At 68.1% G+C, this 23,547-nt stretch carries 20 protein-coding genes and 1 pseudogene; 11 read left to right on the plus strand and 10 right to left on the minus strand.

Annotated features, from left to right (window positions below):
- Positions 1-245 precede the first annotated feature (245 nt).
- A pseudogene (locus AC1DFR_RS09495) lies at positions 246-1,797 on the plus strand (HNH endonuclease).
- Positions 1,798-1,874: 77 nt separating this feature from the next.
- On the opposite strand, the gene AC1DFR_RS09500 reads toward AC1DFR_RS09495, so the two are convergent.
- A complete protein-coding gene (locus AC1DFR_RS09500) occupies positions 1,875-2,747 on the minus strand; it encodes a sulfurtransferase (protein WP_476871295.1) in 873 nt (290 codons plus the stop codon).
- Positions 2,748-2,795: 48 nt separating this feature from the next.
- Between AC1DFR_RS09500 and AC1DFR_RS09505 the strand changes: the two genes are divergently transcribed.
- Complete coding sequence (locus tag AC1DFR_RS09505) at positions 2,796-3,929, plus strand: PLP-dependent cysteine synthase family protein (protein ID WP_476873190.1); 1,134 nt, start codon at positions 2,796-2,798, stop codon at positions 3,927-3,929.
- A 61-nt stretch (positions 3,930-3,990) separates the two neighbouring features.
- Here the strand turns inward: AC1DFR_RS09505 and AC1DFR_RS09510 are convergent, their stop codons facing one another.
- Positions 3,991-4,647: an MBL fold metallo-hydrolase gene (locus AC1DFR_RS09510; protein WP_476856721.1), complete on the minus strand. Its 657-nt coding sequence runs from the start codon at positions 4,645-4,647 to the stop codon at positions 3,991-3,993.
- 132 nt (positions 4,648-4,779) lie between these two features.
- On the opposite strand from AC1DFR_RS09510, the gene AC1DFR_RS09515 reads away from it, so the two are divergent.
- Entirely contained in the window at positions 4,780-5,241 is a 462-nt protein-coding gene (locus tag AC1DFR_RS09515) for a Fur family transcriptional regulator (RefSeq protein ID WP_028277503.1), read from the plus strand.
- A gap of 122 nt (positions 5,242-5,363) precedes the next feature.
- Here the strand turns inward: AC1DFR_RS09515 and AC1DFR_RS09520 are convergent, their stop codons facing one another.
- The 6 genes from AC1DFR_RS09520 to AC1DFR_RS09545 form a co-directional block, all read right to left on the minus strand.
- Positions 5,364-6,251 carry a metal ABC transporter permease gene (locus AC1DFR_RS09520; RefSeq protein ID WP_476848826.1) on the minus strand — a complete coding sequence of 296 codons (888 nt, stop codon included), beginning with the start codon at positions 6,249-6,251 and terminating at the stop codon, positions 5,364-5,366.
- Positions 6,252-7,067 carry a metal ABC transporter ATP-binding protein gene (locus AC1DFR_RS09525; RefSeq protein WP_476873191.1) on the minus strand — a complete coding sequence of 272 codons (816 nt, stop codon included), beginning with the start codon at positions 7,065-7,067 and terminating at the stop codon, positions 6,252-6,254.
- A gap of 49 nt (positions 7,068-7,116) precedes the next feature.
- Positions 7,117-8,091, minus strand: a complete 975-nt coding sequence (locus AC1DFR_RS09530) for a metal ABC transporter solute-binding protein, Zn/Mn family (protein WP_476856719.1) — start codon at positions 8,089-8,091, stop codon at positions 7,117-7,119.
- A 177-nt stretch (positions 8,092-8,268) separates the two neighbouring features.
- Positions 8,269-9,333: a hemolysin family protein gene (locus AC1DFR_RS09535; protein ID WP_028277499.1), complete on the minus strand. Its 1,065-nt coding sequence runs from the start codon at positions 9,331-9,333 to the stop codon at positions 8,269-8,271.
- Positions 9,330-10,667: a hemolysin family protein gene (locus AC1DFR_RS09540; RefSeq protein WP_476848824.1), complete on the minus strand. Its 1,338-nt coding sequence runs from the start codon at positions 10,665-10,667 to the stop codon at positions 9,330-9,332. Before AC1DFR_RS09540 ends, AC1DFR_RS09535 begins: the two co-directional genes overlap by 4 nt.
- A gap of 318 nt (positions 10,668-10,985) precedes the next feature.
- Positions 10,986-12,464, minus strand: coding sequence for a GuaB1 family IMP dehydrogenase-related protein (locus AC1DFR_RS09545; protein ID WP_476873192.1), 1,479 nt, complete (start codon positions 12,462-12,464; stop codon positions 10,986-10,988).
- Between the two features lie 353 nt (positions 12,465-12,817).
- On the opposite strand from AC1DFR_RS09545, the gene AC1DFR_RS09550 reads away from it, so the two are divergent.
- From AC1DFR_RS09550 to AC1DFR_RS09570, 5 genes are all read left to right on the plus strand, one after another.
- Positions 12,818-16,621 carry a multifunctional oxoglutarate decarboxylase/oxoglutarate dehydrogenase thiamine pyrophosphate-binding subunit/dihydrolipoyllysine-residue succinyltransferase subunit gene (locus AC1DFR_RS09550; RefSeq protein WP_476848822.1) on the plus strand — a complete coding sequence of 1,268 codons (3,804 nt, stop codon included), beginning with the start codon at positions 12,818-12,820 and terminating at the stop codon, positions 16,619-16,621.
- A gap of 112 nt (positions 16,622-16,733) precedes the next feature.
- Positions 16,734-17,333 carry a GDSL-type esterase/lipase family protein gene (locus AC1DFR_RS09555; RefSeq protein WP_079553040.1) on the plus strand — a complete coding sequence of 200 codons (600 nt, stop codon included), beginning with the start codon at positions 16,734-16,736 and terminating at the stop codon, positions 17,331-17,333.
- 150 nt (positions 17,334-17,483) lie between these two features.
- Positions 17,484-18,311: a DUF4097 family beta strand repeat-containing protein gene (locus AC1DFR_RS09560; RefSeq protein ID WP_476848821.1), complete on the plus strand. Its 828-nt coding sequence runs from the start codon at positions 17,484-17,486 to the stop codon at positions 18,309-18,311.
- The gene (locus AC1DFR_RS09565; protein ID WP_476848820.1) at positions 18,311-18,949 is read left to right on the plus strand and encodes a PadR family transcriptional regulator; all 639 of its coding nucleotides are present in this window, start codon (positions 18,311-18,313) and stop codon (positions 18,947-18,949) included. The genes AC1DFR_RS09560 and AC1DFR_RS09565 overlap by 1 nt, the downstream gene beginning before the upstream one ends.
- Before the next feature lie 114 nt (positions 18,950-19,063).
- A complete protein-coding gene (locus AC1DFR_RS09570; protein WP_104061284.1) occupies positions 19,064-19,138 on the plus strand; it encodes a 50S ribosomal protein bL37 in 75 nt (24 codons plus the stop codon).
- Positions 19,139-19,215: 77 nt separating this feature from the next.
- On the opposite strand, the gene rsrA is transcribed toward AC1DFR_RS09570, so the two are convergent.
- Together rsrA and AC1DFR_RS09580 are read right to left on the minus strand one after the other, a co-directional pair.
- On the minus strand, positions 19,216-19,476 hold the full coding sequence (rsrA, locus tag AC1DFR_RS09575) for a mycothiol system anti-sigma-R factor (RefSeq protein WP_018775287.1): 261 nt from the start codon (positions 19,474-19,476) through the stop codon (positions 19,216-19,218).
- The gene (locus tag AC1DFR_RS09580) at positions 19,473-20,225 is read right to left on the minus strand and encodes a sigma-70 family RNA polymerase sigma factor (RefSeq protein WP_476848819.1); all 753 of its coding nucleotides are present in this window, start codon (positions 20,223-20,225) and stop codon (positions 19,473-19,475) included. Before AC1DFR_RS09580 ends, rsrA begins: the two co-directional genes overlap by 4 nt.
- A gap of 248 nt (positions 20,226-20,473) precedes the next feature.
- On the opposite strand from AC1DFR_RS09580, the gene AC1DFR_RS09585 reads away from it, so the two are divergent.
- The 3 genes from AC1DFR_RS09585 to rsgA are packed head-to-tail and all read left to right on the plus strand — an operon-like array spanning position 20,474 to position 23,532.
- Positions 20,474-21,022, plus strand: a complete 549-nt coding sequence (locus AC1DFR_RS09585) for a DoxX family protein (RefSeq protein WP_028277492.1) — start codon at positions 20,474-20,476, stop codon at positions 21,020-21,022.
- Positions 21,023-21,029: 7 nt separating this feature from the next.
- Entirely contained in the window at positions 21,030-22,433 is a 1,404-nt protein-coding gene (aroA, locus tag AC1DFR_RS09590) for a 3-phosphoshikimate 1-carboxyvinyltransferase (protein ID WP_476873193.1), read from the plus strand.
- Positions 22,417-23,532 carry a ribosome small subunit-dependent GTPase A gene (rsgA, locus tag AC1DFR_RS09595; RefSeq protein ID WP_079553032.1) on the plus strand — a complete coding sequence of 372 codons (1,116 nt, stop codon included), beginning with the start codon at positions 22,417-22,419 and terminating at the stop codon, positions 23,530-23,532. Before aroA ends, rsgA begins: the two co-directional genes overlap by 17 nt.
- Positions 23,533-23,547: the final 15 nt, after the last annotated feature.

Genomic DNA, 23,547 nt, shown 5'->3' on the forward strand with positions numbered 1-23,547 from the left:
TCGCTGGCGACGGCTCGTCGCTCAGGTCGGGCACGTTGCCCAACTGGTCGTGCGTCAACGAACCGGGGGCACCCTGGGGACGCCGTACGAGCAACTGGCCGGAAGGCCGGATACTCAACTGCGTCCACGACTTCCGCACCGACAACCGCCATCATTCGCTAACGAATTGGCCGCCGCCGGGCAGTTGGCACCCGGGGCGGACCCCTGCGGCCATCATTGTCGGGGGTCCCTGAAACACTGGATTCATGGACGGCAATCAGGGGCCCGAAGTGGCTCCGGCAGGATACGGCGACGATGGCCCGAGTCGCGCCGGGAGCGGCGCGGCCACCATTCCGGGCACCGCGGAGGCAGCCTCCGCGGAGGTGGCGGGCCGGCTGGACGCCGGGCCGATGGGCTTAGGCTGTCCGCCCACGGGCAGTGCCGGGATCATTGACCGGATCCGGGAACTGGAAGACTGGTAATCCGTCGCGTCCGCGGAACAGGCCCGGCTCGCCGTGGCCTTCGACCTGCTCCAACGCCGCGAACAAGCCCGGCGCCGGGGTCCCGGCCGAGAAGCTCGGCGCCGGGATCGGCGCGCAGATCGCCCTGGCCCGGCACGAATCCCCCGCCAGGGGCGGCCGGCTGCTGGGCCTGGCCAAAGCCCTCGTGACCGAAATGCCGCACACCCTCGCCGCCCTGGAAACCGGGCAGCTGAACGAATGGCGCGCCACCCTGCTCGTCCGTGAAACCGCCTGCCTGACCGCCGCGGACCGGGCCGCCGTCGACGCCGAACTCGCCGCCGACGCCGGGACGTTCGCCGGGGCCGGGGACCGGTCCCTGGTCGCCGCGGCCCGGGCCGCCGCGTACCGGCGCGATCCCAGCTCCGTCACCGAACGCGCCGGGCACGCCGCCACCGAGCGGCACGTCAGCCTCCGCCCGGCCCCCGACACCATGTGCCACCTCACCGCCCTGCTGCCCGTGACCGCCGGCGTCGCCGTCTACAAGGCCTTCACCGGGCACGCCGACACCCTCCGCGCCGCCGGGGACCCGAGGGGCCGCGGGCAGCTCATGGCCGATGCCCTGGTCGAACGCACCACCGGCACCCCCGGCGGGATCACCGGCGTCGAAATCCACCTCATCATCACCGACCGCACCCTCCTCCAGGCCGGCGCCGAACCCGCCCGGCTCCCCGGCTACGGCACCGTCCCCGCCGGCTGGGCCCGCACCCTCATCAACGGCACAAAGGATGCACTCAGCGGCGAGGGCGGCCGCCGTCCCCCCGGACCGGGCGGCGCCGCCGGGAGCGCCAATGACCCCGCGTTCAACCCCCGGCTCCGGCGGCTCTACACCCACCCCGGCACCGGCGAGCTCGTGGGGATGGACTCCCGCGCCCGGCTCTTCCCACCCGGGCACCGCCGCTTCATCCAGGCCCGCGACGACACCTGCCGCACCCCGTACTGCGACGCGCCCATCCGCCACCTGGACCACATCATTCCCTGGCACACCGGCGGCCCGACCACCACGGACAACGCCGCCGGACTTTGCGAAGCCTGCAACCACACCAAAGAAACCCCCGGCTGGAAAGCACGCCCCAGCCCCGAAGCCGCACCCGGATCCGCCTCGAGCATCGGCGCGAGGCACCCCATCGAGCTCACCACCCCCACCGGCCACACGTACCGTTCCACCGCGCCGCCCCTGCCCGGAACACCGCTCCGGCCATCAGCCACAGACCAGCCGGGCTCCCGCCGCCGGCGCCAGCTCCGGCACCAAGCCAAAACGCTCAGGCGTGGAAAGCCCAGAGTGGCCGCCGCAGCCTAGGAATCATTGTCTGCCTGGGGAGGAACTGGAGGCGCTCTGAGCAGCCTGCGCGGGCCGTCTGGTGCTCGGGCTGGCCCTTAGTGTGAAGCCGCGTCCTCGCCGTACGGTTCCGGCCCGGTGACAACATCGTTCGCGGGACCGTGGCACCACTCCGAAAAGGACCCCGGATAAAGGGCCGCGGAAAAGCCGGCAATCTCGAGGGCGGCGATTTCATGGGCCGCTGTCACTCCGGATCCGCAGTACACGGCAGTGGGGACGCCGTCCCGGTAACCGAGCTGTTCGAAGCGCTCCCGCAGCTCCGCCGGGGCAAGGAAGCGCCCGTCAGCGCGCAGGTTCCCGGTGGTAGGGGCACTGACGGCCCCCGGAATATGGCCGGCGCGGGGATCCACGGGCTCGATTTCGCCGCGGTACCGCTCCCCCGCCCGGGCGTCCAACAGCAGCCCCCGCCGGCCCCAACTGGCGGCTTGTCCGGCGTCGATCGCGGGCATGGCGCCGTCGGACAGGGTGACGTTTCCGGGTGCGGGCTGTTCGGGTCCGGCCGCCAGCTCGAACCCGGCAGCCCGCCACGCGGCCAGGCCGCCGTCGAGCAGGTACACAGAACTAAAGCCGGCGTTGCGCAGCATCCACCACAGCCGGGCCGCAGCCATGTTGCCGCTGTCGTCGTACGCTACGACCACATCGCCGTCGTTGATGCCCCAGCGGCGCGCGGACTCCTGGAACTGCTCTGACGGCGGCAACGGATGCCTGCCGCGTTCCGGTTCCGCCGGTCCGGCAAGTTCAGTGGCGAGATCCACGAAGACGGCCCCGGGGATGTGTCCGCGCAGGTAGTGATCGTGACCGTGGGGATCCCCCAGCGCCCAGCGAACGTCGAGGAGTACTGTGCGCTGGCCGGCTGCGCCGGCGTCGTCCATCCGGTCCTTGAGGGCGGCAGCATCGAGAAGGGTGTCCATTTCCCCACTCTATCTTTGGCGTCCCGCCGCCCCGGGTAGGCTGTAGCGGTGAACACAGCGCACCTGCAGGACCGGGCCTGGGCCGACGAGGCCGTCCGCCGGATCAACGCCGAAAACAACCGCTCAGCCGACACCCACCTGTACTCGGTGCCGCTCCCGGAGCACTGGGGCGTGCAGCTGTACCTGAAGGACGAATCCACCCACCGCACCGGCAGCCTCAAGCACCGGCTGGCGCGGTCCCTGTTCCTCTTCGGCCTCGTCAACGGCTGGATCCGGGAAGGCACCACGATCGTGGAGGCATCCAGCGGCAGCACCGCCGTCTCCGAAGCCTATTTTGCGCAGCTGCTGGGACTGCCCTTCATCGCCGTGATGACCCGGACCACCAGCCGCGAGAAAATCGCCCTGATCGAACAGTTCGGCGGCTCCTGCCATCTGGTGGACCACGCCTCCGAGGTCTACGAGGCCGCCGCGGATCTGGCCAGGAGCACGGGCGGGCACTACATGGACCAATTCACGTACGCCGAACGGGCCACGGACTGGCGCGGGAACAACAACATCGCCGAATCGATCTTCGGCCAGCTGGCCCTGGAGGAGCACCCGGTCCCCCGCTGGGTGGTGGTCGGGGCCGGCACCGGCGGGACCAGCGCCACGATTGGCCGGTACCTGCGCTACCACCGCTACGAGACGGGCCTCGCCGTCGTCGACCCGGAAAATTCCGCGTTCTATCCGGGCTGGCGGAACAGCCGGCCCGACGGCGGGACAGCTGGCGGCGGGACAGCTGGCGGCGGGACTGCAGCTGACGCACCCGCGGCGGGATTGCCCTCCCGCATCGAGGGCATCGGCCGGCCGCGGATGGAGCCGAGTTTTGTGCCCGCCGTGATCGACCACATGATCCAGGTTCCCGACGCCGCGTCGGTGGCGGCCATGCGGCATCTGAGGGACCACGCCGGTCTGCACGCGGGTCCGTCCACCGGGACCAACCTCTGGGGCGCGTGGCAGCTCATCGCCGGGATGATCGCGGAGGGCCGCCGGGGCAGTGTTGTGACCCTGATGTGCGACGCCGGGGACCGCTACGCCGGAAATTACTACAACCCGGAGTGGCTGGCGGCCCACGGCCTGGATCCCGAACCCCACGAGGCCGTGCTGCGCGAGTTCTTCCGGACCGGCGCCTGGCCGGCCTAAACCAGCCGGCCCGCCCGCCCGTCAGCACGCCGGCCTAAGCCCGCCTACGCGCCCCCGGCGGCTAAACCTCCGCCGTATCGCCGCTGGAAAGGTGCCGGTACTCGGTGCCGTACTTGGCGCCGATCCGGGTCACGTGCCCCTCCACCAGGCCGCGGCCCAGCTCGTTCAGGAGCGCGTCGTGGATCGGGAAGGCCTGTGGTGCGCGGACACCAATGACAAAATCCACCACTTCGCCCACCTTGTTCCACGGGGCGTGGATGGGTACAAGCAGCGTCTTGACGTCGACGCCGTCGGGGATCGCGAAGGAGTCCCCCGGGTGGTAGACATTGCCGTCGACGAGGTAGCCGACGTTGGCCACCACGGGGATCTGCGGATGGATGAGGGCGTGCTGGCCGCCAAAGGTCCTGATGGCGAAGCCCGACGTTTCAAATTCCTCACCCGCGCCCGCCGCATGGATGCGGCTTCCGGCGTCGGGCGCCTTGCCGCGGAGCGTCGCGGCCACGGCCTCCGGGGCGAAAAGCTCAAGGGTGGTGTTCGACTGCAACGCCGCGGCGACGGCGTCGACGTCCACATGGTCCGCGTGCTCGTGGGTAATGAGCACAGCATGTGCTCCGGCCAGGGCCTGGTCCGTCTCCGAAAAGGTGCCCGGGTCAAACACCAGCACCCGGCCGTCCTGTTCGAGGCGGACACAGGCGTGAGTAAATTTGGTCAGCTTCATCCGGCCAGCCTAGGCACCAGCCGTCACAGTGTCCACGAAGCGCCGCTGGCAATCTTGGGCGCTGGTAATCTTGGACATTGCCACCCTCAGCGAGTCCCACCCGCGAATTCTTTTGACGAAGCGAGTTCCACGATGTCCCAAGGCGCTACCACCGGCAGCAGCCGGACTCCGGCCTCGGCACCCGTGCAGGGCAAGGAACAGCGCGTCACCAAGCAGCGCCTCGCCGTCAGTGCCGCCTTGGACGACCTGGCGGACTTCGTCAGCACCCAGGAACTGCACCGCATCCTCCAGGAGCGCGGCACCGCGGTGTCCCTCGCGACCTCCTACCGGATCCTGCAGTCCCTCGCCGACGACGGGCTGGTGGATGTCCTGCGCAACGCCGACGGCGAAGCGGTGTACCGGCGCTGCGCCGTCACCGGGCACCACCATCACCTGCTGTGCCGGAACTGCGGCAAGGCCGTGGAAGTGGAAGCACCGGCGGTCGAGGCCTGGGCCGCGCGGATCGCGAATGAGCACGGCTTCACCGCGGTGGAGCACACCGTGGAAATCTTCGGCCTGTGCCCCGAATGCACAGCCAGTCAGCCCGGCGAATAGCCGGAGCTGCTGAAATTCCCCACCTTTGACCTCGTGACCCCGGAAATCACCGGCGGGGCGCAGGGACCCGCCGGCGGCCGGCGGCAAACCTGGGGAAATTCTGCCACAGTGGCGTGAGAGCGTTAAGCCGACGCAGCGGCGCTCCGCACCACCCGGCCGTTGAGTCCCCGTCTGGCCCGTGCGCCACCGATCATCCGGCAGGCCACGTAGATCAGGAAGGACAACGTGGTCACATAGGGGCTGATCGGCAGCCGGCCGCCGAGGGCCAGCAGGATGCCTCCGACTGTCGCCGTCATCGCAAAGACGATGCTCAGCGTGACAACCAGCCGGGGCGAGGACGTGACGCGCATGGCGGCGGCCGCGGGCGTGATCAGCAGGGCCAGCACCAGCAGCGCGCCCACAATCTGGATGGACAGCGCCACGCTGATCCCCAGCAGCACCATGAAACCAAGGGCGAGGGCCCGCACCGGCACGCCGCGGGCGGTGGCGACGTCGGGGTCGACACTGGCAAAGGTCAACGGCCGCCAGATGGCGGCCAGCGCCAGCATCACCACGACGGCGGCGACCGCCAGGACCTGCAGCTGGACGGTCCCGACCGACACGATCTGCCCGGTGAGCAGGCCGAACTTGTTGGCCGCCCGGCCCTCGTACAGGGACAGGAAGAGGATGCCCAGGCCAAGCCCGAAGGGCATGATGACGCCGATGATCGAGTTCTTGTCCCGTGCGCGGACCCCCATCACGCCCAGCACCAGGGCTGCCAGCACGGATCCTGCCAGCGAGCCGAGGATGATGTCGGCGCCGATCAACAGCGCGAACGCCGCGCCGGCAAAGGAGAGCTCCGAGATCCCGTGGACGGCGAAGGCGAGGTCGCGTTTCATCACGAAGGTGCCCATGATTCCGCCGAGCAGCCCGAGGACGGCGCCGGCCCAGATGGAGTTCTGCACCAGGACCAGCAGCTCGCCGTAGTTTTCGAAGTTGAAGATTGAGTGCAGCAGGTCGCCCAGATCCACTTAGCCCGCCTCGCCCGCGACTGAGTGCGCGTCCAGATGGTGGTGCGTCGCGGCGTCCGGCAGCCCGACGACGATCAGCCGGCCGTTGGCCTGGATGACCTCAACACGGCTGTCATACAAATCGGAGAGCACCTCGGTGGTCATGACCTCCGCGGGTGTGCCCACCCGGAACTTTCCGCCGGCCAGGTACAGGACCCGGTCCACGTAGTCCATGATCGGGTTGATCTCGTGGGTCACGAACACCACGGCACTGTCCGAGTCGCGGCATTGCCTGTTGATCAGCGCGCTGACGCCCTGCTGGTGCTGAAGGTCAAGGGAGAGCAGCGGCTCGTCGCACAGCAGCACCTTGGGATCGGTCGCGAGGGCCTGCGCCACGCGCAGGCGCTGCTGCTCACCGCCGGAAAGCTGCCCCACCGGCACCTTGGCGTAATCGGTGGCGCCCACAAGCTCCAGGAGTTCATCGACTTTACGGTTCACCTTGGCGCCGCCGAGGCGGATGCCCCAGCGGTGGCCGTCGACGCCGAGGGCCACGAGGTCGCGGGCGCGCAGGGGCGTATCGGGGTCAAATGATTTCTGCTGGGGCACGTAGCCGATCCGGCGGCTTCCCCGCTCAACGGGGTGGCCGTCGAGCACGGCCGTTCCCGTACTCAGTTCCTGCAATCCCAGCAGGACCTTCAGGAAGGTGGTCTTGCCGCTGCCGTTGGGCCCGAGCACGGCAAAGAATTCACCCGGGTTGATGTCCAGGTCCAGGCCCTCCCAGAGAGTCCGTTGGCCGAACGCCAGGGAGGCGCCGCGCAGGCTCACTACCGGTGTCAAAACGGGTTTCCTCGATTTTCCGCGGAGATGGCTGCTCCCGCTGTTGCGATCATCCTAGGGCCTTGCCGATGCTCTCCACGTTTCCGGTCATCCACTGCAGGTAGGACTGGCCGTCCGGGAGGGTCTCGCTGAAGTTCACGACCGGGACGCCGGCGTTCTCGGCGGCTTTTTTCACCGCCGCCGTCTGCGGTCCCTCGGTCTGGGTATTGTAGGCCAGCAGCCGTACGCCCCGGGATGCCACGAGATCGACGGTGGTCTTGAGCACGGCGGGCGGGACGTCGGCGTCCTCCTCGATCGCCGCCGTGTACTCGGCCGGGGTCTCGTTCTCCAGTCCGGCGTCCTCGAGCAGGTACAGCGGTACGGGCTCGGTGACGGCCACGGGCGCGTGGCCCGCCGAGGACTTGATGGCGGCGAGCTTCGTTTCCAGGCCGCCGAGCGAGTCCTTGAAGGCCGCCGCGTTGCTCCGGAACGTCTGCGCCGAGGCCGGTTCCAGCGAGCCCAGCTTCTCGGCCACGGCGTCCGCGAGGCGGGACATGGCAGGCAGGCTGTACCAGACGTGTTCATTCAGCCCCGTGGACCCGTGGGTGTGGCCGGCGGAGTCGGGGCTCGCCGCTGGCGGGCTTTCGCTGGCACCGCTTTCGGAGACAAGCCCTGAAACATCCACGGCGCTGATGACGCTGCCGCGGTCCAGGCCGGTGTCGGTCGCCAGCGTGTCCATGAAGGCGTCGTATCCCCCGCCGTTCTCCACCACCAGCTCGGCCTTGGAGACGGCCAGCTTGTCCTGCGTGGTGGCCTCGTAGGAGTGCGGGTCCTGGCTGGTGCGGTTGATGATCGAGCTGACCCGGACCTTGTCGCCGCCGATGCTGGAGACGATGTCGCCGTACACGCTGGTGGATGCGACGACGTTGACCACGCCGTCCCCCGCGGTCCCCCGGGGGCTGCCGGACGTCGGACTGCACGCGGTGAGCAGGAGGCCCAGGCCGGCAAGACCAGCCAGCAGGACTCGGGCAGCGGGACGACGCACGGAAAACCTCGGATCTGTTATTGAGAATCAGGAGCAATAGCAACAGCCCGAGTGTATCCCTAAATAGGAATCATTCCTATTTAGGGATACACGGCGTGCCCCGCCGGTGCCCGGCCGCAGCTGGGCTGCCCGTTACTGGACCGGCCGTTACTTGGCTGCCCGATATTGGGCTGCCCCCTACTGGTCCTGGCCCAGCCTGCGGTAGCCGGTGGCCTGCGTCGCGTCCCGGATTTCGCCGACGAGCTGCTCGATCACGTCTTCGAGGAACAGCACTCCCTGAGTCAGCCCATCGGGTCCGATCACGCGCGCCAGGTGCGAGCCCGTGCGCTGCATGACGGACATGGCCTGCTCGATTTCGTCGTCCATGGCGAGGTTCGCCAGCGACCGGATGCGGCTTTCCGCAATCGGCTGGTGGTACCCGGCGTCCGGGATGGACAGCACGTCCTTGATATGGAGGTAGCCGGCCAGCATGCCGTCGTCGTCGAGCATCGGGAAGCGCGAGAACCCGGTCCGGCTCACTGCCTTTTCGAATTCGACCGGCGTGGTGGCCGCCTTGAGCATGACGAGTTTGCCCAGCGGAACCATCACACGGGACGCGGTGTGTTCGGAGAACTCGAGCGCTCCGGTGATGAGTCCGGCGTCGTCGTCCACGAGTCCGTGGCGGGTGGACTCCTGCACGATCGACTGCACTTCTTCAAGAGTGAAGGTGGAGGTCACCTCGTCCTTCGGCTCAATCCGCATCAGCTTCAGGATGTGGTTCGCGGACCAGTTAAGCGCCGCAATGACGGGCTTGACGAGCCGCCCGATGAACATCAGCGGCGGCGCCAGCAGCAGCGCAGCCTTGTCCGCGACGGACACGGAAATGTTCTTGGGCACCATTTCGCCGAATGTGACGTGCAGGAACGTCACCAACAGCAGGGCGACGGCGAAGGCCACAATGTTCGCGACCTCCTCGGGGACGCCCACCGCTTCCAGCGGCACGGCCAGGAGGTGGTGGATCGCGGGCTCGGCCACCTGCAGGATCAGCAGCGAGCAGACGGTGATGCCGAGCTGGGCGCAGGCGAGCATGAGGGAAACGTTTTCCATCGCCCGCAGGGTGGTCTGGGCGCGCTTGGAACCTGCCTCGGCCAGCGGCTCGATCTGGCTCCGGCGGGCCGACATGACGGCGAATTCGGCGGCCACGAAGAAGGCGTTGCCCACCAGGAGGAACGCAAGCCAGAGGATTCCGGCCCAGTCGCTCACGCGGCACCTGCCTGGCTGGCGGGCTGGCCGTCGCCGGACACCCGGACGGGCCGGAAACAGATCCGGTCGATCCGGCGGCCGTCCATGCGGGTCACGCTGAGTGTCCCGCCGACGACGTCGACCGTGTCGCCGACTGCCGCGATGCGGCCGAGCTGGCTCATGACGTAGCCTCCCACCGTTTCGTAGGCAGCCTCGTCGGGCACGGTCAGGCCCGGGATCTGTTCGGAGAGTTCATCGGGCCGGAGCAGGCCCGGGAAGTACCAGTCCCCCGAGGCGCTTTGGAGCAGGCCGGGCCGGACCTTGTCATGCTCATCGGCCACTTCCCCGACGATTTCCTCCACGAGGTCCTCCAGCGTGGTGATGCCGGCGGTTCCACCGTATTCATCCAGGACCACGGCCAGTTGCAGGTTGCCCTCGCGCAGTTCGGCGAGGAGGGCGTCCAGGTGGATGGTTTCGGGGACCCGGAGCACGTCGGTCATGATGGCCCCCGCCTGCAGCTTGGCGCGGCGGTCCGCGGGCACGGCAATGGCCTTCTTGATGTGGACCACGCCGCGGATGTCATCGGAGGACTCGCCGATCACGGGGAACCGGGAGTATCCGGTGCGCTTGGCGGCCTCGACGATATCCGAGACCGGCTGGTCGGCATCGATGGTCTCCACGCGGATGCGGGGGGTCATGACGTCCGCGGCGGTCCGCCCGGAGAACTTCAGGGTTCGGGCGATGAAGTTGGCCGTTCCGGCGTCGAGGGTGCCCATGGCCGCGGAGCGGCGCACAAGCGAGGCCAGCTCGGCCGGGGTGCGGGCGCCGGAGATTTCTTCCTTGGCCTCCAGGCCGAAGACGTTGAGGACCTTGTTGGAGAAGCCGTTGAGCACCACGATGGCGGGCTTGAAGATGGCGGTGAACACCAGTTGGGGCCGGGCCACGGCCTTGCCGATCGGGAAGGACAGCGCGATGGCCATGTTCTTGGGCACCAGTTCGCCGATCACCATGGAGAGCAGGGTGGCCACCGCCATTGCCAGGACCAGGGACAGCGAGGCCGCCGCCGCCGGCGGGACGCCGAGCGCGGTGAGCGGGCCTTCGAGCAGCTTGCCCACGGACGGTTCCATGACATAGCCGGTCAGCAGCGTGGTCATGGTGATGCCCAGCTGGCAGCTGGAAAGCTGGGTGGAGAGTGACTTGAGACATCTGAGCAACGGCTCGGCGGCGGTGTCGCCGGTGTCAACGGCGCGCTGCACGGTGGCCTGGTCCAGGGCGACCAGGGAAAATTCCACGGCGACAAAGAAGCCGGTGCCGAGGATGAGCAGGAGACCGGCTGCGAGGAGTAGCCATTCCATGTCAGCGGCCTGCTTCCGCAGCAGCGCATGGCACGTGCCGCGTCAGGGGACGCAAATGCGGGAAGGCCCGGCCTGGCGGAGGATGGTCGGCGGCGGCCGACCCTGTTTCCTGGATAGCTCCGGAATGGCGTGCGGCCGGAGAGTGATGGGCGCGTGAACGGGGTTTGCCGGCTCTGCGGGTGGACTGGGCGGGAACGGTTTCCGTACTCCGCTGACAGCCCCCAGGCCGGCACCTAGATTTACTGTCCATAAGAATTTCAGTCTACAGGAGCAACCGCCGCCAGCCCCCGACCGCCCGCGTCACCGGCCGCGCCGGGTTCACCAGCTCTGCGGGACGGGCCGGCCCTCCTCGTACCCGGCCGCGGACTGGATGCCTGCCACGGCGCGTTCCCGGAAAGCGGCGAGATCGGCAGCGCCGGCGTAGCTCATGGAACTGCGCAGGCCCGCGGTGATCATGTCCAGCAGGTCCTCGACGCCGGGCCGGGCCGCATCGACGTACATGCGGGAGGTGGAGATGCCCTCCTCGAAGAGGGCCTTGCGGTCCATTTCAAAGGCGCCCTCGCGTTGGTTGCGGTTCTGCACCGCCCGGGCGGACGCCATGCCGAAGCTCTCCTTGTACTGCCGGCCCGAGGCGTCGAGCTGCAGGTCCCCGGGGCTCTCGTGCGTACCGGCAAACCAGGAGCCGATCATGACCTGGCTGGCCCCGGCGGCCAGGGCCAGGGCGACGTCGCGCGGGTAGCGGACCCCGCCGTCGGCCCATACCCGGCCGCCGGCTTCCCGGGCCGCGGCGGAGCATTCCAGGACGGCACTGAACTGGGGGCGGCCCACGGCCGTCATCATGCGCGTGGTGCACATGGCGCCGGGGCCCACCCCGACCTTGACGATGTCCGCCCCGGCCTCGATGAGCTCACGTGTGGCATCGCCGGTGACGACGTTGCCGGCGACCACCGGCACGCCGGGGTTGAGACCCTTCACGGCGGCGAGGGCGTCGAACATTTTCTGCTGGTGCCCGTGCGCGGTGTCGAGGACCAGCACGTTGACGCCGGCCGCCAGCAATTCGGCGGCCCGCCCGGCCACGTCGCCGTTGATTCCGACGGCGGCAGCGACCTTCAGCCTGCCGTCGTCGTCCAGGGACGGCCGGTAGAGCGTGGAGCGCAGGGCGCCCTTACGGGTGAGCACGCCGGCCAGGACCCCGTCCTGCTGCACCGGTGCGTAGTCGGTTCCGGCGGCATCCATCGCTTCAAAGGCGCGGCGGAGGGCCTGCGCAGCATCGGCCGCCGACCCGCCCCCGAACAATCCGCCGGCGAGCGGTCCGGCGTCGAGCACCAGCGGCTGGTGGCGGATGACGGAGGCCAGTGACGCGAAACGGTCCTGGCCCTCGCAGTCGGCGGCCCGGACAACACCGGTGACCGCGCCGGAGTCGTCCACCACCACAACGGCCCCGTGCGGCCGCTTGCCCATCAGGTGGAGGGCATCAATGACGGTGTCCGTGGGCGCGAGCGTGACGGGGGTTTCCAGGACCGGGTGGCGTCCCTTGATCCAGGCCGTGACGTCACGGATGACGTCGAGCGGGACGTCCTGCGGCAGGACTCCAAGGCCGCCGCGGCGGGCCATGGTCTCGGCCATCCGCTTCCCCGTGACCGCCGTCATGTTCGCCGCCACCAGCGGGATCGCGGAGCCGGTCCCGTCGTCGGCCGCGAGGTCGACGTCCAGGCGGGAGGTGACATCGGACCGGGACGGGACCAGGAAGAGGTCCGAGTAGGTCAGATCGGTGGTGGGCTCATTCAGGAAACGCACTGCTGCTCCTTTGCTGGCACCCGCAGCTGGCACCGTCGGCGACAAACGGGTTCTCACTGCATTCTAGGGCGGTTTCCGGCAGGGCCGGCACCGACTCCGGCACCGCGTCCGGCCTCGCGCAGGGCACCGCATGTGGGCCGCATCCGGGGCCGATTCTGCAACTCTTCTTCACCGCAATTCGGCGGCTGCCGGGGCGGATCATGATTTGGGTCACGCTTATTGGCGGTTTGGCAAGAATCCTCACTAGACTGGCATGGGTCTGGGTTCACTGGACGCAGAGACTGGCTCAATCGTTGTGCCGAGGCACCGTGGAAGCCAGAGGGAATCAAACTCACGGAAGAGGCGTATTTCAAGTGCCAGAGCAGCCTAGCCACCGTCTACCAGAGGAATTTGGCGGAAACGAGTGGCTCGTTGACGAACTGTATGAGCGTTACCAGCAGGACAAGAACACGGTCGACTCCAAGTGGTGGCCCCTGTTCGAATCCTTTGAAGCTAGTGACGCCTCTCCCGCCAACGGAACGTCCGGCACCGCGACAGCTGTGCATCCTGCCACCCGTGAACTTCCCGTTGTAGCGCCCGCCGCCGCTCCGGCAGCACCTGCGCCCGCCGCCCCCGCAGCTCCCGCCGCCACGGCTGCGCCCGCACCGGCTGCGCCCGCCGCCAAGAAAGCCCCGGCCACCGTCGCCCGGGACGGCTCCAAGACTTCCGACGCCGGCCCCGGCACCGCGCCGATCCCGGCGCAGCTGCCCAAGAACCTCAAGGCCCCGACGGCTCCCGAAGAAGACGTCGTCTCGGTCCTGCGCGGCCCGGCCAAGGCGATCGCCTCGAACATGGTCACCAGCCTGGAAGTGCCGACCGCGACGAGCGTCCGCGCCATCCCGGCGAAGCTCCTGATCGACAACCGTGTGGTCATCAACTCCAACCTGGCCCGCGCCCGCGGCGGCAAGGTCTCCTTCACGCACCTGATCGGCTACGCCGTCATCCGCGCCCTGTCCCAGTTCCCGTCGATGAACGTCTACTACGACGAGATCGACGGCAAGCCGGTGGCTGTCCAGCCGGCGCACGTGAACTTCGGCATCGCGATCGACATGCCCAAGCCCGACGGCACCCGCCTGCTCATGGTCCCGAACATCAAGAAGGCGGAGACCCTCAACTTCTCCGAGTTCTGGCACACCTACGAGGACCTGATCAAGCGTGCCCGCAACGGCAAGCTGACCGCGGACGACCACTCCGGCACCACCGTGTCCCTGACCAACCCCGGCGGCATCGGCACCGTCCACTCGGTCCCGCGTCTGTCCAAGGGCCAGGCCGCCATCATCGGCGTCGGCGCACTGGACTACCCGGCCGAGTTCCAGGGTGCCAGCGAGAAGATCATCGCGCAGAACGCGATCAGCAAGGTCCTCACGCTGACCTCCACCTATGACCACCGCGTCATCCAGGGTGCCGGCAGCGGCGAGTTCCTCAAGCTCGTGCACCAGCTGCTGCTGGGCGCGCAGAACTTCTACGACGAGATCTTCGAGTCCCTGCGTATCCCCTACGAGCCCGTGCGCTGGAGCCCCGACCTGCAGGTGGACCCGGCCGACGAGATCAACAAGGTCGCCCGGATCCAGCAGCTGATCCACGCCTACCGCGTGCGCGGCCACCTCATGGCGGACACCGATCCGCTCGAGTACGTCCAGCGCAAGCACCCGGACCTCGATGTCCTGACCTACGGCCTGACCCTGTGGGACCTGGACCGCGAGTGGCCCACCGGCGGCTTCGGCGGCAGGCCGATGCTCAAGTTCCGCGACATCCTCGGCGTCCTCCGTGATGCCTACTGCCGCACCGCCGGCATCGAATACATGCACATCCAGGACCCGGCCGAGCGCAAGTGGTTCCAGGACCAGCTGGAGCACCCGTACTCGAAGCCGAGCCGCGACGAGCAGCTGCGCATCGTCTCCAAGCTCAACGCCGCCGAGGCCTTCGAGACCTTCCTGCAGACGAAGTTCGTCGGCCAGAAGCGCTTCTCGCTCGAGGGCGGCGAGTCCCTGATCCCGCTGCTGGACGCGATCATCTCCGACGCCGCCGACGACGAACTCGACGAAGTGGCGATCGGCATGGCCCACCGCGGCCGGCTCAACGTGCTGACCAACATCGCGGGCAAGACCTACGCGCAGGTCTTCCGCGAATTCGAAGGCACCCAGGACCCGCGCTCCGTGCAGGGCTCCGGTGACGTCAAGTACCACCTGGGCACCGAGGGCACCTTCACCTCGGACAACGGCAAGGAGACCAAGGTCTACCTCGCCGCGAATCCGTCCCACCTCGAGGCCGTCGATTCCGTCCTCGAAGGAATCGTCCGTGCCAAGCAGGACCGCCTGGACCAGGGCGAGGCGTTCCCCGTGCTGCCGATCATGGTGCACGGCGACGCCGCCTTCGCGGGCCAGGGCGTGGTCGCGGAAACGCTCAACCTCTCCCAGCTGCGCGGGTACCGCACCGGCGGCACCATCCACATCGTGGTCAACAACCAGGTCGGCTTCACCACCGCACCGTCGTCCTCGCGTTCCTCCACGTACTCCACGGACGTCGCCAAGATGATCCAGGCACCGGTGTTCCACGTGAACGGCGACGACCCGGAGGCCGTGGTCCGCATCGGGCAGCTTGCCTACGAGTTCCGTCAGCGTTTCCACAAGGACGTTGTCATCGACATGGTCTGCTACCGCCGCCGTGGCCACAACGAGGGCGATGACCCCTCGATGACCCAGCCGCTGATGTACAACCTGATCGAGGCCAAGCGCTCGGTCCGCAAGCTGTACACCGAATCACTGATCGGCCGCGGTGACATCACCGAGGAAGAAGCCGAGCAGCTGCTGCGGGACTACCAGGAACGCCTGGAACGCGTCTTCGCGGAAACCCACGCCGCCCAGACGTCCCCGATCCCGATCATCACGGCCGATTCGGCCGCGGTGTCGGACCTGGAACGCCCCATGGCCCAGCAGTCCGATTCCGGCGTCAGCGCGCCGGTATCCACCGCGATCTCCGCGGAGACCCTGGCCCGCATCGGCAAGGCCCACACCGATATCCCGGACGGCTTCACCGTCCACGCCAAGCTCAAGCAGCTGCTGGAGAAGCGTGAGGCGATGTCCCGTGAAGGCGGCATCGACTGGGGCTTCGGTGAACTGGCCGCGTTCGGTTCGCTCATCATGGAAGGCGTCCCCGTCCGGCTCGCCGGCCAGGACTCGCGCCGCGGCACCTTCGTGCAGCGCCACGCCGTCTTCCACGACCGCGCCAACGGCGACGAGTGGCTTCCGCTGTCCCACCTCTCGGATGACCAGGCGAAGCTGTGGATCTACGATTCACTGCTCTCCGAATACGCCGCCATGGGCTTCGAATACGGGTACTCGGTGGAACGCCCGGATGCGTTGGTGCTCTGGGAAGCGCAGTTCGGTGACTTCGTCAACGGCGCGCAGACCATCATCGATGAGTTCATCTCCTCGGCCGAGCAGAAATGGGGCCAGCGGTCCTCGCTGGTCCTCATGCTGCCGCACGGCTACGAGGGCCAGGGTCCGGACCACTCCTCCGCCCGCATCGAGCGCTTCCTGCAGATGTGCGCCGAAGAGAACATGATCGTCGCCAACCCCACGACGTCGGCCTCGCACTTCCACCTGCTGCGCCGCCAGGCGTACAGCAGGCCGCGCAAGCCGCTCATCATCTTCACGCCCAAGCAGCTGCTCCGCCTCAAGGCCGCAGCGTCCTCCGTGGAGGACTTCACCACCGGCTCGTTCCGCCCGGTCATTCCGGAACACGCGCAGCTGCAGGCCGACGCCGTCGAACGCGTGCTGCTGGTCTCCGGGCGCCTGTACTACGATCTGCTGTCCACCCGGCAGAAGACCGAGAACAAGACCACGGCGATTGTCCGCGTCGAGCAGCTGTACCCGCTGCCGGCCGACGAGATCGCCGCGGAGCTGGCCAAATACCCGAACGCCGAAGTGGTCTGGGCGCAGGACGAACCGGCCAACCAGGGTCCGTGGCCGTTCATCGGCCTGAACCTGCCGGACGCCCTGGACCGCCGGGTCCGCCTCATCTCCCGCCCCGCCTCGGCCTCCACCGCGGCAGGGTCGATGAAGCGCCACGCGGCAGAACAGGACGCCCTGCTCAAGCAGGCATTCGCTCGTAAATAGCGGCATTGCTGCCCGGCCGGAGACTGAAACAACAACACTCCGGCCGGGCGGTTCTGTTTAATGGACTATTAGTGGTCAGCTTGATGGACAGCGTTGAAGTGAAGAGGTAGTCGTGGAAGATCGGAAGCTGCGGATCGCAGCCGTTGGGGACGAGCTGTTGGCTGGGCTTGGTGATCCGCGCGCCTTGGGCTGGCTGGGCCGGGTCCTGGCCCGCACGCCGCAGGACAGCGTCGCCCTGGAGTGCTACTCCCTGCCATGCCCCGAAGAGGGCACCGAAGGCATTGCGGCCCGCTGGCTCGAGGAGGCGGGCCGGCGATTCGGCAACCACCACGAAAACCGCCTGGTGATCGGCCTGTCAGGACGCGACATTGAGTTCGGCCTGTCCACGGCCCGCAGCCGCCTGAACCTGGCCAACATCCTGGACTCCGCCTCCCAGAACAAGATAGAGGTCTTCGTCGTGGGCCCGCCGCCCACGCTTGACCCCGCACAGAACCGCAGGCTCGGCGAGCTCAACACCGCCTTCGCCGACGTCACGACGCGCCGGAAGCACCTCTATGTCGACACGTTCTCGCCGCTGCTGAACCACGAGCAGTGGCGCCAGGACCTCGCGGCCAACGGCGGCACGCCCGGCCAGGCCGGCTATGGCCTCATGGCCTGGCTCGTGCTGCACCGCGGCTGGTTCCAGTGGCTGGGCCTGGACACCCCGGAATAGGCGGGCAAGCAGGCAACCGGCCGCGCCGGGACCCCACCCTCCAGGGATTTCGCGATATATCTTGACCTGCCGGCAAGCGCGATATATCGTGACTTCATAGTTGAGATATATCGTTAGTTGCCTCAGCCCTTTCGCCTTTCCGGAGGAACCATGTCAGAGAACACGTGGACCGTGACCGGCCCGCAGACCATCGACGTCGACGGCGTCCACTCCCTCAAACTCGGGATTGTCCGCGGCCGCTTCGACATCGTCACCCATGACGAGGACGTTGCCAGGATCGAGGTCTCGGAAATCGAAGGCGACCCGCTGTCGGTTTCGATCGTCAACGGCCGCCTGGAAGTCCGCCACCAGCTGCACGGCCCGCAGGGCTGGTTCAAGAACCTGATGAGCACCGTCAACAACGGCAGCAGCAACTCAGTGGTCATCAGCATCGCCCTGCCGGCCGGCGTCGAGGTCGAGGCCGGGACGGTGAGCGGCGACGGCATGGTTTCCGGGCTCAGCGGCCACACCCGGCTCAACACCGTCTCGGGGTCCGTGCTGGCCGACGGCACCGCCGGGAACCTGTCCGTCAACACGGTCAGCGGCGAGGTGATTGCCCGCAACCACCGCGGCGTCCTGACCGCCAAGAGCGTCTCCGGCGAGGTGACGGCCTCGGGCGAATTCAGCAACATCCGGGCGAACACCGTCAGCGGCGACCTGAACTTCGACCTGCACGGCTTCACCCATGACTTTGGCGCCAATTCGGTCTCCGGCGACGTCACCATCCGGCTGCCGCACGACGTCGGGGTGGACATCGTTGCCAAGTCCGCCAGCGGCGCGGTGGTCATCGATGACACGAGGTACGCCCAGCCCGGCGGCACGGTGCAGACCATCGCGGGACCGGACGCCAAGCTGATGCTGGTCCGGACCAACTCGGTCTCGGGAAAGACGTCGCTCTTCCACGGCCAGCCCAGCCCGGACACCGAAACGGCCCTCTGATGCCTCCCGTCTTCGCCCACGGGGCGCTGCGGCTGTACCTGCTCGCCCTGCTCGAATCGGGCCCCAAGCACGGCTACGAGCTGATCAAGGCGCTCAGCGAGCGTTTCGGCGGAACGTACTCCCCCAGTGCCGGGACCATCTACCCGCGCCTGGGCAAGCTTGAAGAGGAAGGGCTCGTCGCCACCCGGACGGAAGGCCGCCGCACCAACTACAGCATCACTCCGGCCGGCCTCACGGAACTGAACCGCCGGCGGGACGAACTCGCCGGCGTCGAGAACGACATCTCGGCGTCGGTCCGCCGGCTCGCCGACAACCTGCGCCAGGACATCCGCGTCAACATGCGCGGCCTCCGGGCCGACCTTGCGGCCACGGCCGAGGCGGCCCGGACCTCGGCCCGCGCCGCCGGTTCTGCCGGCGGGACGGGCACTGCCGGCGCCGCGGGAAGCCCGTGGTACTCCCCGGAGGGCGAACGGCGGCTGAAGGAGGCGGAAATGCTGGTGCAGGCGTTCCGCGACGACATGCGGGTGGAACTGCGGCGTCATGCCGGGAGCCGTCCGGTCACCGCCGTCACGCTCGAAACGGTCAGGACCGTGCTGGACCAGGCCCGGATCTCGATCCGAAATTCGTTGGAGGGCTGAGGCCGGGACCGACCGACCGCGGCCCGTAGCACGGGCCTCCGGTTCGCGGCGGGTGCCGCGATGTGGGAGACTTGAGGGCAGCTCTTTTGAGTACCAAGATTAAGGAGGCCAGCTATGAGCAAACGTGCACGTAAACGTCGTGACCGTAAGCGTGGCGGCGCGAACCACGGTAAGCGCCCCAACGCCTAAGCAAAGCTTGGAATGACAGCTTTAGACGAATGACCCCGGAATCCTCACGGATTCCGGGGTCATTCGTTTATGTCGGCTCAGGCTTCCACAGTCCGGATCGAGTGAATCCGGTCCAGGATGGAGTTCTTGAGGTTTTCCGGAGCTGCTTCGGTACACGAACGCTTGACCATCACGCGGATGACACATTCGAGGTCATACTGCTCCAGGCACTCCGGGCAACTGTCCAGGTGGTCCTTGATCTCTGCGATGTCTGCACGCGTGAGCGCACCATCCAGATATTCATAGATACGTTGCATCCGGGCGTCATCGCAATCGCCCAGTCCCTGGCAGTCGCTCATTTCCTGTTCTCCTGTTTGTTGCTGTCGGCCGCGGCGCTTGACTCGGTGGCGGCCCTGAATCCTCGTTCGGCGGCATAGTCCGCCAGCATGTCCCGCAGCATCTTCCGGCCGCGGTGCAGCCGCGACATGACGGTCCCGATGGGGGTGTTCATGATGTCCGAAATTTCCTTGTACGCGAAACCCTCGACGTCGGCGAAGTACACGGCCAGCCGGAATTCCTCCGGAATCGACTGGAGGGCGCGCTTCACATCCGAGTCGGGCAGGTGGTCCAGGGCCTCAGCCTCCGCCGAACGCAGTCCCGAGGACGTATGCGACTCGGCGCGGGCCAGCTGCCAGTCCTCAATCGTGTCCGAATTCGACTGCAGCGGCTCGCGCTGACGCTTCCGGTACAGGTTGATGTACGTGTTGGTGAGGATGCGGTACAGCCAGGCCTTCAGATTGGTTCCGGGCTTGTACTGGTGGAACGCGGAGAACGCCTTCGTATACGCCTCCTGGACCAGGTCCTCGGCGTCGGAGGGGTTCCGGGCCATCCTCATGGCCGCCGAATACAGCTGGTCCACGTACTGCATGGCGTCACGCTCAAAGCGCGCCCGGCGCTCTTCCGCGGACTCGGTGGAGACATCAAGGGGCTTCCCGTCCACCTCGGTCTCCAAAGCGGCGGGCGTGCCGGCATCAGGTGTCTTGGTGGGCGTGGCGTCGTTTCCGGCAACCTCGTGCATGGCCGCAACGGCCGGGTCCATGGTGCTCATTGCGTTCAAGTCTACTGTCACCTTCCGCCGGGCACCCGGAACCGCCGGAAGCGCGAGGGTCCATGATTGACCGGAACCGGCTTCCGGTTCCGCCCTGTCTTTGACCAGAGTCAAATCTCCGCCTTCGTTAGCCTGCTGGGATCTGCCTTTCACAACCACGTCCTGCGGGCAAATATTCCGCAAAAGTGCAAGACTAGAACCGGTTCTCCCGCAGTGAAGCCGCTGTTCGTCCATCCAGGAGGAAATTCATGTCGTTTGTCCGCTTTCTCGCCCGGCCCATGCTCGCCTCCAGTTTCGTCCTCGCCGGCATGGACAAGCTCAAGAACGCGGATGACACTGCGGCCCAGCTGTCCCCCCTGTTGCGCCGTGCGGCCGACGCCTTGCCGTTCCAGCCAAATGAAAAAGTCGTGGCACGCGTGATCGGCGGCACCCAGATCGGTGCCGGCGTCTGCTTCGCCCTCGGCAAGTCCGCCCGGCTGGCGGCCACCCTGCTCGCCGTCATTTCGCTCCTGAACGGCTACGTCGAATGGCGCAGCGCGGACATCTCCTCGAAGGAAGCCCGCGACGCCCGCCGCAAACAGCTCCTGAAAAACGTCTCCCTCACCGGCGGAGTGCTCCTCGCCGCGGTCGATACCGCCGGCAAGCCCAGCCTGGCCTGGCGCGCCGGGCACCTGGCCGCCGATGCCAAGAAGAGCGCCGGACACCTCGCCGCCGATGCCCGCAAGACCACCAACAAGCAGCTGAAGAAGGCCGACAAAGTCGTCCGCAAGGCCGTAGACCACTCTGCCGGGGCCTAAGACGGTAATGACTGGCACCACCCCCTCTGCAGCTGCCCCGTCCCACCCTGCCGGCGCCCATGCAGCCGACGCCGGCCCGCACTGGCCCGCCCCCTTCGCCGCCCGGCCGGTCGATGCCACTGTCACCGTTCCCGGCTCCAAGTCTCTGACCAACCGGTACCTCGTGCTCGCCGCCCTCGCGGACGGACCTTCCCGGCTGCGGGCTCCCCTGCACTCCCGGGATTCCGCGCTGATGATTGAGGCCCTGCGGCAGTTGGGGGCCACCGTCACGGAAGTGCCCGGCGACGGCGCCTTCGGCCCCGACCTGGAAATCGTCCCGATCAGCATGGACACCGCGGCGGCTGACACGGCGATCGACTGCGGCCTGGCCGGCACGGTCATGCGCTTTGTCCCGCCGGTGGCCGCGCTGCGCCGCGGTGAGTCCCGTTTCGACGGCGACCCGCACGCCCGCAAACGCCCCATGGGCACCATTATCGAGGCCCTCGCCGGCCTGGGTGTGGCAGTGACCGCACCCGCCGGCGGTCCGGCGTCGTCGTTGCCGTTCACGGTGCACGGCTCGGGCGAGGTGCGCGGCGGCCACCTGGTCATCGATGCCAGCGCTTCGTCCCAGTTCGTCTCCGCCCTGCTGCTGGCCGGGGCGCGCTTCACCGAGGGACTCCACCTGGAGCACGTCGGCAAGCCCGTGCCGAGCCTGGACCACATCAACATGACCGTGGCCGTGCTGCGCGGCGTGGGCGTGGCGGTCGACGACTCGGTGCCGAACCACTGGGTTGTCTCCCCCGGCCCGATCCGCGCCTTCGACGTCCGGATCGAGCAGGACCTCTCGAACGCCGGCCCCTTCCTCGCGGCGGCCCTGGCCACCGGCGGCACCGTGCGGATCCCGAACTGGCCGGCGGAAACCACCCAGGTGGGTGATCTCTGGCGCGGAATCCTGACCGCTATGGGCGCCACGGTGACGGTTGACGGCGGCACCCTGACCGTCAGCGGAGGCCCGGAGATCAAGGGCGGCGACTTCGACGAAACCAGCGAACTCGCCCCCACCGTAGCCGCGCTGTGCGCCCTCGCCACCGGCCCCTCACGGCTGGGCGGCATCGCCCACCTCCGCGGCCATGAAACGGACCGGCTCGCCGCCCTCGTCGCCGAAATCAACCGCCTCGGCGGGGACGCCGAAGAAACCCCCGACGGCCTCATCATCCGCCCGGCCGCGCTGCACGGCGGTGTGGTGCACAGCTACGCGGACCACCGTATGGCAACCGCCGGCGCCATCCTCGGCCTTGCCGTACCCGGCGTGGAAGTCGAGGACATCGCAACCACGGCCAAGACCATGCCCGATTTCCCGCAACTCTGGGAAGCGATGCTGGCCCAGGGACCCGCCGCAGATGAGGACACCGCCGGTGGCACGCAGCACTGATTCCTGGGACGAGTCCGACGTCCGGATCCGGCCGAACAAGAAGGGCACACGGCCCCGCACCAAGGACCGGCCCAGCTACGACGACGCCGTCACCGGACGCATCATCACCGTTGACCGCGGCCGCTACACCGCCGTCGTCGGCGAGGGGACCGCGGACGAACGCAAGATCATCGCGGCCCGGGCCCGGGAACTGCGCCGCAACCCGGTGGTTGCCGGCGACTTCGTCTCCCTGGTCGGGGATGTCACCGGCGAGCCCGACACCCTGGCGCGGCTGGTCAAGATCCAGGACCGCAAGACGCTGCTGCGCCGCAGCGCCGACGACACGGACCCGATCGAACGTGCCGTCGTGGCCAACGCCGACCAGCTGGTGGTGGTGGTCGCCGCCGCCAACCCCGAGCCGCGGACCGGTTTCATCGACCGCGCGCTGGTGGCCGCGTACGACGCCGGCATTGAGCCGCTGCTGCTCGTCACCAAGGCCGACGTCAAGGATCCCGCCGAGCTGCTGTCCAACTACCAGCACCTCGACTTCCCCGTCATCATCTCCAAGACCGCCGACTCCGCCGCTTCCGGCATCGACGCCCGCTCCGACGACGGGCTTTCCGCCCGGCTCGACAAGGACGCGGTATCCCAGCTGCGCGACTACCTCGACGGCAAGGTCACCGTGATGCTGGGCCATTCCGGCGTCGGCAAGTCCACCATGGTCAACGCCCTGACCGGGGCCGAGCGGGCCACAGGAGGCGTGAACGCGGTAACCGGCCGCGGCCGCCACACGTCCTCCTCGGCACTGGCGCTCAAAGTCAACGATGCCCCGGCCGGCAGCTGGATCATCGACACCCCCGGCATCCGGTCCTTCGGTCTGGCCCACGTGGACCCGGACCGGATCCTGCGTTCCTTCCCGGACCTGGAACCCGGCACCGATGATTGCGAACGCGGCTGCAAGCATGACTCCACGGCCGTCAACTGCGGCGTCGACAAGTGGGTTGCGGCCGGGCACGCGGGGCCCTCGGGACCGGCCAGGCTCGCGTCCCTGCGCCGGCTGCTGGGCACGGACCCGCGGATGGAAGCGCAGGAAACCAAGGAACTGGGCACCGTCTCCTAGCCGGACCGGCAACGG

This window comes from Arthrobacter sp. 05T410 (genome assembly GCF_056396505.1).

Bases quoted from the DNA above. Each gene is read 5' to 3' on its own strand.
- aroA (WP_476873193.1), top strand. From the start codon at position 21,030: ATGACTGGCACCACCCCCTCTGCAGCTGCCCCGTCCCACCCTGCCGGC.
- rsrA (WP_018775287.1), bottom strand. From the start codon at position 19,476: ATGAGCGACTGCCAGGGACTGGGCGATTGCGATGACGCCCGGATGCAA.
- AC1DFR_RS09585 (WP_028277492.1), top strand. From the start codon at position 20,474: ATGTCGTTTGTCCGCTTTCTCGCCCGGCCCATGCTCGCCTCCAGTTTC.
- AC1DFR_RS09510 (WP_476856721.1), bottom strand. From the start codon at position 4,647: ATGAAGCTGACCAAATTTACTCACGCCTGTGTCCGCCTCGAACAGGAC.
- AC1DFR_RS09560 (WP_476848821.1), top strand. From the start codon at position 17,484: ATGTCAGAGAACACGTGGACCGTGACCGGCCCGCAGACCATCGACGTC.
- AC1DFR_RS09565 (WP_476848820.1), top strand. From the start codon at position 18,311: ATGCCTCCCGTCTTCGCCCACGGGGCGCTGCGGCTGTACCTGCTCGCC.
- AC1DFR_RS09500 (WP_476871295.1), bottom strand. From the start codon at position 2,747: ATGGACACCCTTCTCGATGCTGCCGCCCTCAAGGACCGGATGGACGAC.
- AC1DFR_RS09515 (WP_028277503.1), top strand. From the start codon at position 4,780: ATGTCCCAAGGCGCTACCACCGGCAGCAGCCGGACTCCGGCCTCGGCA.
- AC1DFR_RS09540 (WP_476848824.1), bottom strand. From the start codon at position 10,667: ATGGAATGGCTACTCCTCGCAGCCGGTCTCCTGCTCATCCTCGGCACC.
- AC1DFR_RS09580 (WP_476848819.1), bottom strand. From the start codon at position 20,225: ATGAGCACCATGGACCCGGCCGTTGCGGCCATGCACGAGGTTGCCGGA.